We start from the raw sequence: 13,693 nt of genomic DNA, 5'->3' as shown, positions 1-13,693 counted from the left end.
GTATAAGTGAGCTAAACTATTCAAATTCTTGCTGTGAAGTGCCAACCTTTAGAAGTTTTTTAAGGTCAACATACCTCTTTCGGTCATCCTTACTTCTTTTTGGCCTTTGCTCTTTCTCATCTTTTACAGCTCTCTTTAACTGACCAGTCTTCTCAGTTTTGGCGACTTGATTATTTTCAACAAATAGCTTCTCTCCATCAGGTAGCTCTAAGATTAAAGAGTCTTCTCCACTATAAAAGAGATTTTTGATAAAGGCCTCTCTTTCAGATGAATCAATCTTATTAAACATAAAATCGATTTTGACAACTCTTGAGTCACTGGCCCTTTGAGTATTATTAAGATCAGATAGGTTTACAATTTCAAAACTAGAGCTACTATCTTCTAATAAAGAGAAGCTTGAGCTAGCTGGTGCTCTGCTTGATCTAGCTTCCGAACCTGTAGTACTTGCAGAGATACTCTCAGCAGATACGCTTGAAGAGCTTACAGCACCTGAGCTTGCAGCAGGAGCACTTGGCACGGCACTAGAAACTGGTAATGAGCTTGATGCTGACTTGCTAGAGTTAAAAGAAGCTCCAGTACTCGCACTTAGAGTTTCAAAACTAGCTGGTCTTGAGCTATTTTTTGAAGCTGGGTCTACAAGAGAGTTCGTATCATTTGATTTAGCGAGTGCCTTCTTTTGCTGTAAATTGCTCTTTTCACTTTTAGTTTGAGCAATTTTCTTTTCAAGATTTGCCTTTTCAATATTTAACTTTTCAAGTTCAATTTTATTTTTTAGATTTTCAATTTCTTTGTCTTCAGCTGATTGCGAAGACGAGCTGAGTTTCGTTTTTTCCGAGTTTTCACTAACTAGCTTCTCTAGCCTAGCAATAGCATCCTCAATCTCGCTCTTCTTTTGCTGCTGATCTTCTTGTTCGACTTTAGATACAATTGTATTAACTTGTGTATTATCAGTAACTGCCCCAGGAGCTTTAAAGTACTTCCCTAAGCTTGAAATGACACCTTCACTTTTAATAATACTTGGTTTCTGGATTGGTAGTGAGTCTTGAACTAATTTCTTAGGAGTGGAATTTGTACTTGTCACATAAGCCTTTTCATTTACTTCAAAATTAAGCTTAGAAAGAGCGTCCTGAACTCTCTGTCTACGACTCTTTCTACTAGTCGTCAGGCCAACGTTTTGGTTGAATGATCTCATATGTTGTCTACCAACTTCAGAAGAAGCAATGATTTCGCTATACCCTTGGTCTCCGAACTCCTTTTTCAAGTCAGCAATAAATGCATTTCTACCTTTATTTAAATCACTATAACCTTGGTTCAAACGAGATAATTTAGCTTGAACATCTTTTTGTCTCGTGGTCAAGACATCAATCTTCTTTTGTCTGTCTTCAACTGAAGTCTCTTCATAGCCTTTAAGGATCATATCAAGCTCTGGCTTAAACTCATCATAGCTGATATGAGGAACAAGACCTACCGCTGTTAAAAGAGGATCGCACCTTTGTGAATCACAATTATTTAGTAAATTTCTTAAATCTTCATTCTCAAGATCAATAACTTTTATTCCATCAACAACTTTTGAAAACTCCCCTTTACTAAGAGAAGTAAAAACTGCTTGCTCAACATGAGAATTCTCTAAAGACTCTTGCTCATAAGCAAGCTCATTATTAATTGCTTCCAACTCATTAGAGGCCTCTTCTATAGACCCATGAAGAAGTTTAAGAGAGTCATCAAATGTCTTAAATGTTGCAGACTTAGATTTTATAATTTCTTCATTAATTTCAAGAGACTGAAAAACATGAGTTAGTTCTTTTTTTGAACAATAGAGTTTATCAATATCAAATAAAAGAAGCTTTTTCGTAATGTCATCATCTGCAAGATTTTTAGCTAAGAAGCTTTCAATTTTTTCTAGAGTAGCAAAATCCTCTTTAGTCTCAGGATTAATAACACTTTTCATCATGACATCATACTGCTCATCTAAATTAAAGCTTAATGCATTATCTACAACTTTTCGAAACTCTCTACATTCACCTTCAACAATTTTATTTGCAAAGTTCTTTGTGAGCATTTTATTTTGATCACTCTTAAGTTTCTGTAATCCTAATTTAAACACTGAACGCTGATCTAAAGACACCCCTCTTAAGCTAACATTAGGTACAGCATAACTGATATCTTCAAATTCTGGATATGCGCTTAACTGCTTACTCAAAAGAAAATTTCTTCTTTTGTTTTTGGACATCATTTTAAAATACGGTGAAACAGTTGATAATCTTTCCCAGTCAATTGCTTCAGACTTAGTCTCTTTTAAGCTAATCATTAAGGCATTCAGTTGAATAAGCTCTTCACCTCTATCAAAGTGAGTATTCTTTAATTCATTTACGATATCATCAAATGCCGTAACCTTTGCCTGCTGATTAATTGAGGCCTTAGCGTCTGATCTCGAATTATTAACTTCTTGAATATTCTGATTAGAGACAGAGGGACTTAAACATTTATCAACAAGGTTAGTTCCAGAAATAGTCATTGAGAGATTCAAAAAACTATCAGAGTTATATATGTGCTCCTTAGCTTTTAAAATATTTCTCTGTGCAATCATATTCTTTACATATTCCACAACTTTAATTTCTTTTTCTGCAGATAGATTAAATTTATCTTTTGAAATTATGGCAATACATTCACAAAACTCTTTCGGATCACTCTTACTATTACAGTCAATTTTATTAAGGTAATTCGAAAGAACAGCGAGCCCTTTTTCAGAAGAGTTTGCTTTTACACATTTTAGAGCTTCAGTTGAAAGAGAGCCCTCTAGATTGCTAAAGTTCATCTGAACATTTGTCATGCCTGGTAAGGCCCATGAGCTAGAGATACTAAATGTGAAAAGAAATAATATTGTTTTCAATTTCTATTACCCTCGTTATATCTGACTATCGTGATACGAAGCCTTTTACTTAAGTAATTTTACAGTTAAATCATGGTTAAAATGTAGTGAATACAGGTAAATAAAAGTTAACAAAAATAATTCTTCTTTAAGTTAGTATGAATTTTTGGAGACTTAACGGTAATAAACAATAATTTCTAATTAATGAGCTTTTCATATTTTTCTAAGCTCAATAAAAAATACACTAGCTCTTTATTTAGGCAATTTTACTCTTTTAAATAAACAGCTGTCTTCACACTCACACCAGAGACATGTTTAATAAAACAAATTTCATTAGTAGATGCCTTTGTTATTTGTTCATGCTTAGAGTTTAAAAGATAATCTATTAAAATCTCTTTGACTTTACCATCGGGTGTTTTGAGAATAAGTACTGAACCTTGTTCAACTCCAAGATCTCTACTCTTGACCATAATTGCAATATGCTTCTTCTTTTTAACATCGAGAACTTCACCGATATAACACTTATCAGTTCTTTGAGTTATTTGGTTTTTAAGTTTCTTAAAAAGAATATCCGATTTATTAACATGGTAGAAGCCACGAATAATGGTCCCAGGATATGCTTCTTTTAGATTACGAGCATTTTCATCGCAAGGGTTGTTTAGTTGTTTGGTAGTTAGTGAAACAAGCTCTGAAAAAGGCACATGCCGAAGGTCAATTCTAACAGTATCAATTCCAATATCCATGAGTTCTTCTATATGTTCACAAAGATAGTGGTCTTTAGTATTAAACATAAAAGTTCCATGAATATTCTCTACAATTGGAAACCCTTTATGTGGACTCTCTTCACTTGATCCTGCTAATTCGATATAGCTTTGATTAGAAACCTTTTGCTCTTTTTCATTATTTAAAATAAAGGGAGACACAAGACTTCTTGGCGTATAGAAAAGTAAAATTCTTCCAAATGCTAGAAACTCTATCGGAATATTAATTTCTTGAATATACTCTTTTAGAATATTCTTAGGAAGTTCAATTGATAGAACGACTCTTTCAAGATTATTTCCTGCCAGCTCAATCCACTTCTTGATTCCAATGAGGTTATGATTTCCATTTTCCAGAACTAACTGTATTGCTAAATTCTTATTATTCTTAATCCAATTCAAGGCACCTGCATCTTGAACTCTTACAGCATCAATATTAGAGAAATCGACTTGTGCAATCTGATCAATTCTTTGATTAAAGATAGTTTCAGTCATTAAGATATCCCAATCAAAAATGACTCTAAAACCCATCTCTTTTAATTGGGCCGTAAATTCATTGTATCGGTTTGGAGAAACTTTTCCAAAACGAGAAAATAACATATGACCAACAATAACTTCTTTAACTTGGTTTTCTTTTAAAACCATAGCTTGTTCAATCGTATCAACAGGACTAATTATCTTCATCTAGAATCCCTCGATCTTAAGAGGTTCCACTGCTTTGCCCCTTCAACATAAGGAATCTTAAGCAATATTCCTGGTCGTGAACGATTCGTTCTTTCTCCATCCGTCTCAATTAAGAAGTCTGCCTTAAAAGCGACACTATCTCTATCAAAAGGAACTAGCTCTAGATCATCCCCTTCCTCAAAGGCACTTCTTACTTCGACTAGAAGAAAATCATTCTCAACAACCTCTAAAACGACTCCTGCGATGGTATAGTCGCCTTGCTCATGCTCTCGATCAGAATAGATGGAAGTCGCATCAGCGGGCTTAATAAGACTCGCTTGGGTGTACTCACGATGAGTGATTTTTCGAAGCTCTCTTTCCCATTCAAGCATTTGTTCTGAAAGGACGTGGCCATGCTCACGGTAATATTTTAGAGCACTAGAGTAAACCTTACTTATAGTCCCTGCATAGTGAGGGCTTTTCATACGCCCCTCGACTTTCAAAGAGTCAATCTTTCCTTTAATAAACTCTGGAAGAACTCTTATTCCCTCTAAATCTTTTGAACTCATAAAGTATGCATTCTTCTGTTCATGAGTCGCACTGTCAATATTTGAAAAATCAAGTGAGTATTCAAAGCGACAACTATGAGCACAACCTCCACGATTACTATCTCTACCCTGCGTAAAATTTGAAATGACACAGTTTCCAGAATAGGCCATACACATGGAACCATGAATGAACATTTCCACTTCAAGCCCACTGACTTCTTTAATCTTTGCTGCCTCAGCAACAGAAACTTCTCGACCCAGGACGATTCTAGTGACACCCATCTCTTTCCATAGAAGTGCGGCCTGAGAATTTAAACAACTTGCCTGAGTAGATAAGTGAATATCGATAGAACAGTTTTGGGCAACTGTTTCAACCACACCAAGATCAGAAACAATTACGGCGTCCACTTTTATTTTCTCAATATAAGAAAGAAATTCTGGCAACTCTTCTAGATCACTATCATGTAAGAAACTATTGAGAACCACGTAAACCTGAGCGCCTCTTTCGTGAGCAAATTCTACTCCTTCTTCTAATTCAGCATAAGTGAAATTATCAGCAGCAGTACGAAGACCAAATTTTTGTCCTCCAAGGTATACGGCATCAGCACCATACAAAACGGCGACTTTCAGTTTTTCGAGCGAACCAGCTGGAGCAAGTAATTCAGGGACCCAGTGTGTCATTAGTTATCCTATTTAAATTTAAGAGTTTTATGTAGCAAAGTTTTTATATACAATAAAGGAAGAAAGAATTTTTTACCTGAACAAGTGACTGAAATTACATAATGATAAAAAAAATACTAATACTACTTACAATTATTACTCTTGGTGGCGCTGGATTTATTTATATTAAATATAAAAATACTATCGCAACAGTCTACCCTTATCCATATTTTGTGAAGTATGAACTTCCAAAAGAGGTCAATGAAATTGAAAATGCTGACGTTCTCATCGTTGGTGATGCCTTGGGCGTATCCCTTAACCGTTTCTTACCCGAGATTATTTCAACCCTATCTAAGAATCTAAGAACAGAGTTAAAGATTTATAATTGGTCGGAATCTGAAGCTGCGCTACACAGAACATTAATCAAGCTTAGAAAATTAAAAAAAACTCCCCCTATTGTTATCTATATTGGTTCAACGCAAGAGTTTCTTGAAAAACGCCTGATGGTAGCAGATAGAAAAGTGTATGATGCAAATTTGGCCCTTTTTGAAGATGAGAGATTTTCTTCTGCCATCATGAGCTTTCCTATATTGAGCAAATTCATCTATCAGAAGCCATCAAAGTACTTTATTCTTGATGATAAAGTCGTTCCCTTTAATAGAGCAAAGACATCTTTTATTTCTCAAACGAGAGCCGAATATATCTATAAGTATTACCAACTCCAACTTAAGCAACTTACAAGTCTTATGAGAGAGAGAGGATCAACACTTATTGCTGTAACGACTCCGATTAATTTAGAGGTTGCTCCAAGACTAGTTTGTGACAACGCAGAGACAAATACGATTATGATAGAGCAAAATGATATTGAAAAGCTCCTTAAAAGTGGAAAGAGTAAAGAAGCTTTAAAAAGATCAAAAGCTCTTGTCGCCAACTCTACAGGAAATGCAAGAACGTATTACCAACTTGGAAGAGCTTATCTCTTAGAGGGTGATCTTTCAAAAGCAAAAGAGAATCTCTCTCTTGCCAGTGCTTTTGATTGCGAAAACTGGAGATCAAATCCAATATTCAATAAAATTCTAACTAAACATTTTCAAGAAAATGGTCATAGAATAATCGACTTTGCAAATATTGTTGAAAGTGGACTTGGAAGAGATATTACATTTAAAGATGATATTTACGCTCAAGACGTCTATTACCAAAAGCTGTCGAAAGAATTTATTTCTACAATTAAAACGATTTTAAAGATATAGGACTATTATGAATCAACTAAGTGGACCTTTAACATTAAATTTAAAACGAGGCGATATCATTTGCGCGGAAGGCGAAAATGAATATGACCTATTCATAGTTCACTCCGGAAAAATTTTAATCTTTGTGACTAGTGGTACTAAGGTGACACCCCTGGCGCACATAGAAGCAGGAGAATACTTAGGAGAACTTAGCTTCTTTGACAAAAAAAGTCGCAGTGCGAGCGCCGTTTGTCTCGAAGATACTACTGTCATAAAAGTTCCCGTTGAAGAAGTTTCCAATCAGTTTCCAGACTGGCTAGAAACTCTTGCCACAAGTATTACAGCAAGACTAAGAGTTGCCGATGAACTTCTCGCCAAAAAAGGAATTAGAAAGAAGAATGTTAAAACGATGCCTTCTCTATCTATCGAAGAACAAAGAGAATATTATTCATACTTGCAAGCTTATAAAAGTGAAAATGGATTAATTGATAAAGAAGAATAAAAAAAGCGGGGAAGACTTCCCCGCTCATAAAAAAACTAGATCAGTTTCATTTCGGCAACTGATTTCTTCTCTGCACGTAACTCTTCAAGTGTACTAGCAAATTTTTCAGAACCAAAATCATTGTGCTTAACAGATTCAACTACAATTAACTTCCCGCCTTCAACTCTACATGGGAAAGAGAAGATAAGACCTTCATCTACGCCATACTGACCTGTTGAAGATAGACACATTGAAAATGTCTCACCAGGAGCTGTGTCGTGTGTTAGATTATAAACACCCTGAACACAAGCATTTGCAGCAGACGCAGCAGAACTTGCTCCACGAGCTTTAATAATTGCAGCCCCTCTTTTTTGAACAGTAGAAATAAACTCTCCACTTAACCAATCGCTATCAGTAATTACTTCTGCAGCTGGTTTTCCAGAAATAGTTGTGTTGTAAAAATCTGGATATTGAGTAGCGGAGTGATTTCCCCAGATAGTCATATTTTTAACTTCAGTAACATCAACCCCTGCTTTCATAGCAAGTTGAGTTTTCGCTCTATTCTCATCTAAAGTAGTCATTGCAAAGAATCTATCTTTCGGTAGTCCAGAATTTTCCATTGCGATTAAGCAGTTTGTATTACAAGGGTTACCTACAACAAATAATTTACAATCGTCTGCACCATGTGCGGCCATTGCTTTTCCAAGTGGTCCAAAAATTCCACCATTTACTTTAAGAAGATCTGCTCTTTCCATTCCATCTTTTCTTGGAACTGCACCAATGGCCAAGATCCAATTACAACCACTGAAGGCCTCTTCCATTTTATCAGTACAAACAATATTCTTTAATAATGGAAAAGCACAATCGTCTAATTCCATTTTTACACCCTCAAGTGCTCCAAGAGCTTGAGGAAGTTCTAATAGATTCAGTTCGACCTCTGTATCTGTTCCAAACATTTGTCCCGATGCAATTCTAAATAAAATTGCATAACCAATTTGTCCTGCTGCACCTGTTACGGCCACTCTAACGCGTTTAGTTGTCATTAATTTCTCCTTCATTAATAAATCACTATATTTTTAATCACTTTTAAACATTTTTCAAAGTCTTGCCGTGTTAACAAAATGAAACTAAATGGCCTCATAAATTGACTAATACCTGCATGAACCTTAAACTTACACTTTAGAAAATACATTTTAAATGATTTAGATTATAGAATCTATGAGGAATGAATGTCAGAAAATCAGGCAAAGCCACAACATAAGAAAAAATCCAAGGGAAAATATAGAGGAAAGAAAAAGCCTCGGTCTTTTGATAATAAGTCTGGAGGCAAAGGTCCTTCTAACAACGGCAACAAGAATAACAATAATAAGAAAAAGAAGTTCTTTAAAAAAGGTCCAAGACTTTCTGCCGAAGAGCTTATTACCCTTAAATACAATAACCTCCTAGAGCAACATCTACTTGCTAGAAAGAAGTACTTTGCCCTATTTCATAGAGCTGACCCTAACCAAAAGGCCAAGCTAGAGAGAATTTACTATAATACAGCAAGTAAACTTCGAGAGTTTGAGATGACTCTTACAGGTGAGAAAAAAGAACTCTTTAAGAAACACTTTGATTCTCTAAAGCCTGATTATCAATACAGTACTAATCATGATCTTCCACCTGAGCCAGAGCACGTATCTCACCAAGAAGAATTCGAAGATCCTCACTACCTAGAAATGCAAAAAGAAGCTAAATACGCTGACGATACTGAAGAAAGTATGGGCAGCATCGAAGACTACAAAAAGTATAAAGGTTTAGTATAAAAAAAAAGGTCTTAGAAAAGACCTTTTTTTATACTTAAAATGTCATTAATTAATAAGTGATTAAAGAGCAACACTTACTTCTGACGCTCTCTTTACAGAGTTAGGCATCATTTCCGAAGCACCTTCAAGCTTTAAGTAATTATCTAAAGTTTGATCATGATCTTTTAAGATCGCTTCTTTTAACTCTAAAGAGTTAATGTCTAGAACTTCACAAACCTTCTTAAGCATTTTAAGAGGGATGTTACAAAGAGCTCTTTCTACGTTAGAAATAAACTGTCCATTTTTGTAACCAAGTAAGTGTGAAAGTTCAGATTGAGAGTAACCCTTTGGGTGATTGATTCTCTTAGTTCTGATTAATTTGGCAATGTTTTCAAAGCAGCGCATTATATTCTCCTATTGTGTCTTGTTGATCTTCACAATTTTCTATAAATAAAATATCAAAGAAGTGTGGTTAATTCCAAACAACTTTTGGTTATATTTAAAGCTACCTAAATTAACTAACGTTTATTTTCAACAACTTAAGCTCTTGAAAATAAATAAAGTCCCTTTTCACATTTCAAAATTGTGAAATGGATTAAAAGCTAATCGGCTAACCTATAGCTTATCTTAAGACCATTTTAATTAAAAAACAATAACTTATAATATAAATCTTAAAACAAGCTTAAGGCTTTTGAGTAATTTTATCAACTAAATTTTTAGAGATGTGAAAACTTTTAACGTATAAAAACACACTCACCTTTATAAAAAGTTTGCTCCACCATATTATCGTAGCTTGCGCGCTTATTCTTATTCTTAGAAATGATCTGAGAGAGAACTTCTTCACTCTTATCACCTAGATTCTTAGGTGCATTAACTAAGATAAAGTTTGCAAACTTTCCAGAATCCAGTGATCCGTGAGTTTTTGACAACTTTAAGGCCTGAGCGCCAGCAACTGTCGCTCTAAATAGGGCCTTAGTATATGTGGCGCCAGAGACCTTTGCTTTCGCATTTTGAGAAACAAATGATTGCATTACATCAAACATAGAAACGAATGGGCCACCACCAATGTCACTAGCTAAAGACCAGTGAATCTTATACTTCTCTGCCTTTTTAAAATTAAAAAGTCCCGAACCAAGTCCAAGTTGCTTAACAGGAGCATTAGAAGTAGGACAATGAGCAATAGAAGTCTTTGTATTAGATAAAGTCTTTAACTCAGCATCACTTAAATAGATCCCATGTCCCATGATTGTCTTAGGACCGAGCATTTTGGCCTTCTTATAAATATCTGTGTAAGTTTTAATTTTTTCATAGCCTTTAATCTTAGAATAAAGACCTAGTACATACTCAATTTCATTTGTGGTTTCACTTAAATGAGTTTGAATAAATGACTTATTCTTCTTAGCAAATTTAGAACTCTCAATCATAACATCAGGATGAGTTGTAGGTGCAAATCGAGGAGTAAGAGCATACTTATTTTTAAATTTTTCAGTTTGCTTCTTAACTAGAGCGATGGCCTGCTTCTTCGTCTGTGTTAAGTAGTCCGGTGACTCCATTGTCATCAGAACATTCCCAACAACGAAATCTCCTACAAAATACTTTAATGCATCATCTGCAGTATGAGCATGTATTGACGCATAGCAAGCTCCTCCCAGAGTTCCAACAGAAACCAGCTCATTAGCAAATTTTTGTGCCTTATCCTTTGAGTAGCCCTTATCCTTAAACTTGGCCTCATAAGGCCATGTGTAGTTTATAAGCCATTGTAGTAGATTCTTCTTAGGCATTAGCCTCACATCGTCCTGCACCCAATGAAAGTGTGTGTCAAAGAAGCTTGGCATACAGACCTTGCCTAATGTATCCATAACTTCAATTGATCTTTTAGCGTTATATTTTGGAAGTATTGATTTTTCCTTACCAATTTCTAGAACTTTGTAGCCATCTTTCGACCTTTTTAAGACAAGTGCTCCATTTTTAATAAATTCACATGACTTATCAGATTTAGGATTTAAAATATGACAAAGAATAATTTTATATAATGGCAACAACGGGAATCTCCTATGATTAGTTCAAAAAATAGCAAAACCTATCAGATCACGCTTATCTTAACAATGGTCTTCTTATTTTTTTGCAATAATTCCCTGGCCAGTAACCACAAGATAAATAAAGTCTTAGAACTAAATATTGACTCTGCCATTGGAGCGGCAACCCTTAATTATACCAAAGAAGGTTTTAAAAAGGCCGATGAAGGAAAGTACTCTCTCATACTCATTCGCATGAATACTCCCGGAGGGTTTCTTTCAACGACTAAAGAAATTTTATCATTGATTGGTGATAGTAATATTCCTGTCGCGATATGGATCACACCTGAAGGAGCCAGTGCAACCAGTGCAGGCGCAATTATAGCTTCGGCCTCTCACCTTCTCTATATGAGTTCTGCAACGAATATTGGCGCGGCCACACCTATTCAAATGAGTGGTGATTTGGATAAAGGAGATGTGAGAAATAAAGCTGTAAATGACCTAGTTGCATTAGTTACTGGCTTTGCACAAACGAGACATAGAAATACTGTCCTCTATGCAGATATGATTGATAAGGCGTCAAGCTTCGAATCGAGCTCTGCTCTAAAGAATCAATTAATTGACGGTATCGCAAACTCTAAAGAAGAGCTCTTTAAACAAATTAATGGCAGAGAAATTTTGGTTAAAGGTGAACCATTAACACTTGCTGTGGAATCTTTAAGCTTCACTCAATATGATATGGACCTTGGCCAAAAACTTCTTAATATTTTAGGCGATCCAAATACTTCATATATTCTCTTTCTCATTGGAGCAGCTCTACTTTATTTAGAATTTCAAGCGGCAGGTGGTTTTATTGCGGGCTCTATTGGTGTTATTTTTCTTGTCTTTGCCGGTATAGGGTTTCAAGTACTACCGCTTAACTTTGGGGCCCTCGCCCTTATTGCATTAAGTTTCGTTCTCTTTGTTTTAGAGATGTATATAACCAGTTATGGAATACTGTCCTTAGGCGGACTTGCAAGTCTTGTCTCAGGATCACTGTTTCTCTTTAGAACTGATAATGCCTATATTTCCGTTAGTAGAGAAATAATCTACTCCAGTGCTGGTGCCATAACAGTATTTATGGGATTAGTTTTCTATATGATGGTGCGAGATCAAAAGTACATTGGTAAGAAAGTTTTCAATCCAATTATTGGTCAAAGGGCGACAATCATCCAAGAGCTAGAGAAGCATGGAGAGCACTATACATACCAAGTAAAAGTACACGGAGAAGTGTGGAAGCTAGAAACACTTAGTCCAAAAGAAGTTAATGAAGAAGTAATTATCGAGTCAATAACAGGACTAACTTTAAAGGCGTAGCTCATAGCGAAGCATAATCGACTCTTCACTATCTGGATCATCACGCAACTGAATAGAGAAAGTCTGACCTTCGCTTAGTTCATGGAGAGACTCCACGCTATAGGCCGTACCTCTAGTTGTATTAATTATTGAAATTTTATTTCGATGCCTTTTATCCCCAAGTACTTCAAAATTTATTTTTTGTTCGTTGTCTGTATTTAAAACTAATTCACTTTTTAACTTATACTGACTTGAAAAAAGATCTATTTTTCCTGGAACTATTAATTCAGCTTTCTTAGGATCAACTTCAACTTCAAAGTATTCCTTACCTCTTTCATTAGTTAACGCCAAACTAGATTTAACTTTTTTCGAACTAACTTCCGTTTTCGTTTTGAGACTAAAAAGTTCTGAAATTGGAGTGAGGGACTCACCTTTAATTAAAGTTAAGCTCCTTGGAACATAATCTTTTTGCTCATAACGAAGACCTAGGCCATAGTTTACATAGTCACTCTTATTCGGAGTATCGTCATCATCCCAAAGACCCCACTCACTAACTTCAATTTTACTAGGTTTTGATCTACTCGCTAGCTCTTTAAGTTCTTTTTCATTTTTTTCTGCTCTAATAAAGTCAGCATCTTTTTTAACTTTATAGTAGCTGACTATGGCCTTTTCACTCCCATTAACTTCAATCTTAACAACTGTATCTCTATTTGGAGGTGCAGCTCTGTAAAAATATATTCGTCTTTTATTGTCACGAAAATGAATCGATTGAACTGTACTTAAAGGAATCGAATTATCGAAGATAAGATCTGAACTCTCCTCATCAAAACGAGCAAAGTTATATTGCATAAAAGATCTATTAAAGCCGTCTTGAAACTTAAAACACTTTGGCTGATCGCTATCACTATTATCCATTACATAGTGATACATAGCATCTAGTGACTCAACTTTTTCGATTGAACGTTGACTAGGATCAGCTCTATCTATATCCCTGGCCAGAACATGCAATATTTTATTAACCTGAAAAGTTAGCTTCTTCGTTTCTAAGCAACCAACACAAAGATCGAGCTTTTCTATCTGATGCTCTCTTTCAAGCCTTGCCTCTTCTTTTCTTTCGACTTTTAATTCTTTATATGCTTTTTTGGCGACCTTAAAGAATTCATCTTTAGTTAAAAGCGAATCAGCATCGATATTTAGAAGACCAATCGCCGAAAAAGAAATAAATAGCTTAAATAAGAAAATATTTGAAACTTTATTCATATACTCTTATCGTCAATTAAATGAGCAAACTGAAAGAAAAAAGAAATTTTCTCAAGTATTCTAGACTTGATTTTAATATTCTAATCAATTAAAA

Annotated in this window: 11 protein-coding genes; 4 read left to right on the top strand and 7 right to left on the bottom strand. The window is 35.2% G+C overall.

Annotated elements, in window-relative coordinates; translation table 11 throughout:
* Nucleotides 1-16: 16 nt before the first annotated feature.
* From DPQ89_RS05700 to DPQ89_RS05690, 3 genes are all read right to left on the bottom strand, one after another.
* A complete protein-coding gene (locus tag DPQ89_RS05700) occupies nt 17-2,890 on the bottom strand; it encodes a hypothetical protein (RefSeq protein WP_127715954.1) in 2,874 nt (957 codons plus the stop codon).
* A gap of 245 nt (nt 2,891-3,135) precedes the next feature.
* Complete coding sequence (locus tag DPQ89_RS05695) at nt 3,136-4,311, bottom strand: peptidase U32 family protein (RefSeq protein WP_127715953.1); 1,176 nt, start codon at nt 4,309-4,311, stop codon at nt 3,136-3,138.
* Nucleotides 4,308-5,519: a U32 family peptidase gene (locus tag DPQ89_RS05690; protein ID WP_127715952.1), complete on the bottom strand. Its 1,212-nt coding sequence runs from the start codon at nt 5,517-5,519 to the stop codon at nt 4,308-4,310. Before DPQ89_RS05690 ends, DPQ89_RS05695 begins: the two co-directional genes overlap by 4 nt.
* Nucleotides 5,520-5,620: 101 nt before the next feature.
* Here DPQ89_RS05690 and DPQ89_RS05685 point away from each other — a divergent pair, with 101 nt between their 5' ends.
* Nucleotides 5,621-6,748, top strand: a complete 1,128-nt coding sequence (locus tag DPQ89_RS05685) for a hypothetical protein (RefSeq protein WP_127715951.1) — start codon at nt 5,621-5,623, stop codon at nt 6,746-6,748.
* Nucleotides 6,749-6,755: 7 nt separating this feature from the next.
* Nucleotides 6,756-7,229, top strand: coding sequence for a Crp/Fnr family transcriptional regulator (locus DPQ89_RS05680; protein WP_127715950.1), 474 nt, complete (start codon nt 6,756-6,758; stop codon nt 7,227-7,229).
* Between the two features lie 35 nt (nt 7,230-7,264).
* On the opposite strand, the gene DPQ89_RS05675 is transcribed toward DPQ89_RS05680, so the two are convergent.
* The gene (locus DPQ89_RS05675; protein WP_127715949.1) at nt 7,265-8,251 is read right to left on the bottom strand and encodes a malate dehydrogenase; all 987 of its coding nucleotides are present in this window, start codon (nt 8,249-8,251) and stop codon (nt 7,265-7,267) included.
* A 186-nt stretch (nt 8,252-8,437) separates the two neighbouring features.
* Between DPQ89_RS05675 and DPQ89_RS05670 the strand changes: the two genes are divergently transcribed.
* Nucleotides 8,438-9,010 (top strand): hypothetical protein, encoded by a 573-nt coding sequence (locus DPQ89_RS05670; RefSeq protein WP_127715948.1) that lies wholly within the window; start codon nt 8,438-8,440, stop codon nt 9,008-9,010.
* Between the two features lie 60 nt (nt 9,011-9,070).
* On the opposite strand, the gene DPQ89_RS05665 is transcribed toward DPQ89_RS05670, so the two are convergent.
* Both DPQ89_RS05665 and DPQ89_RS05660 read right to left on the bottom strand, forming a co-directional pair.
* Complete coding sequence (locus DPQ89_RS05665; RefSeq protein WP_127715947.1) at nt 9,071-9,394, bottom strand: helix-turn-helix transcriptional regulator; 324 nt, start codon at nt 9,392-9,394, stop codon at nt 9,071-9,073.
* A gap of 329 nt (nt 9,395-9,723) precedes the next feature.
* Entirely contained in the window at nt 9,724-11,031 is a 1,308-nt protein-coding gene (locus tag DPQ89_RS05660) for an amidohydrolase family protein (protein WP_127715946.1), read from the bottom strand.
* Nucleotides 11,032-11,043: 12 nt separating this feature from the next.
* Between DPQ89_RS05660 and DPQ89_RS05655 the strand changes: the two genes are divergently transcribed.
* Nucleotides 11,044-12,360 carry a nodulation protein NfeD gene (locus tag DPQ89_RS05655; RefSeq protein ID WP_127715945.1) on the top strand — a complete coding sequence of 439 codons (1,317 nt, stop codon included), beginning with the start codon at nt 11,044-11,046 and terminating at the stop codon, nt 12,358-12,360.
* On the opposite strand, the gene DPQ89_RS05650 is transcribed toward DPQ89_RS05655, so the two are convergent.
* Nucleotides 12,349-13,599: a hypothetical protein gene (locus DPQ89_RS05650; protein ID WP_127715944.1), complete on the bottom strand. Its 1,251-nt coding sequence runs from the start codon at nt 13,597-13,599 to the stop codon at nt 12,349-12,351. The genes DPQ89_RS05655 and DPQ89_RS05650 overlap by 12 nt on opposite strands.
* Nucleotides 13,600-13,693: the final 94 nt, after the last annotated feature.

Source organism: Halobacteriovorax sp. HLS (assembly GCF_004006665.1).
In the GTDB taxonomy this organism is placed as follows: domain Bacteria; phylum Bdellovibrionota; class Bacteriovoracia; order Bacteriovoracales; family Bacteriovoracaceae; genus Halobacteriovorax.
Note: the sequence above shows the minus strand (reverse complement) of the source record. Positions and strands in the feature narration are given on the sequence as shown.

Bases quoted from the DNA above. Each gene is read 5' to 3' on its own strand.
- DPQ89_RS05695 (WP_127715953.1), bottom strand. From the start codon at position 4,311: ATGAAGATAATTAGTCCTGTTGATACGATTGAACAAGCTATGGTTTTA.
- DPQ89_RS05690 (WP_127715952.1), bottom strand. From the start codon at position 5,519: ATGACACACTGGGTCCCTGAATTACTTGCTCCAGCTGGTTCGCTCGAA.
- DPQ89_RS05685 (WP_127715951.1), top strand. From the start codon at position 5,621: ATGATAAAAAAAATACTAATACTACTTACAATTATTACTCTTGGTGGC.
- DPQ89_RS05680 (WP_127715950.1), top strand. From the start codon at position 6,756: ATGAATCAACTAAGTGGACCTTTAACATTAAATTTAAAACGAGGCGAT.
- DPQ89_RS05675 (WP_127715949.1), bottom strand. From the start codon at position 8,251: ATGACAACTAAACGCGTTAGAGTGGCCGTAACAGGTGCAGCAGGACAA.
- DPQ89_RS05670 (WP_127715948.1), top strand. From the start codon at position 8,438: ATGTCAGAAAATCAGGCAAAGCCACAACATAAGAAAAAATCCAAGGGA.
- DPQ89_RS05665 (WP_127715947.1), bottom strand. From the start codon at position 9,394: ATGCGCTGCTTTGAAAACATTGCCAAATTAATCAGAACTAAGAGAATC.
- DPQ89_RS05655 (WP_127715945.1), top strand. From the start codon at position 11,044: ATGATTAGTTCAAAAAATAGCAAAACCTATCAGATCACGCTTATCTTA.
- DPQ89_RS05650 (WP_127715944.1), bottom strand. From the start codon at position 13,599: ATGAATAAAGTTTCAAATATTTTCTTATTTAAGCTATTTATTTCTTTT.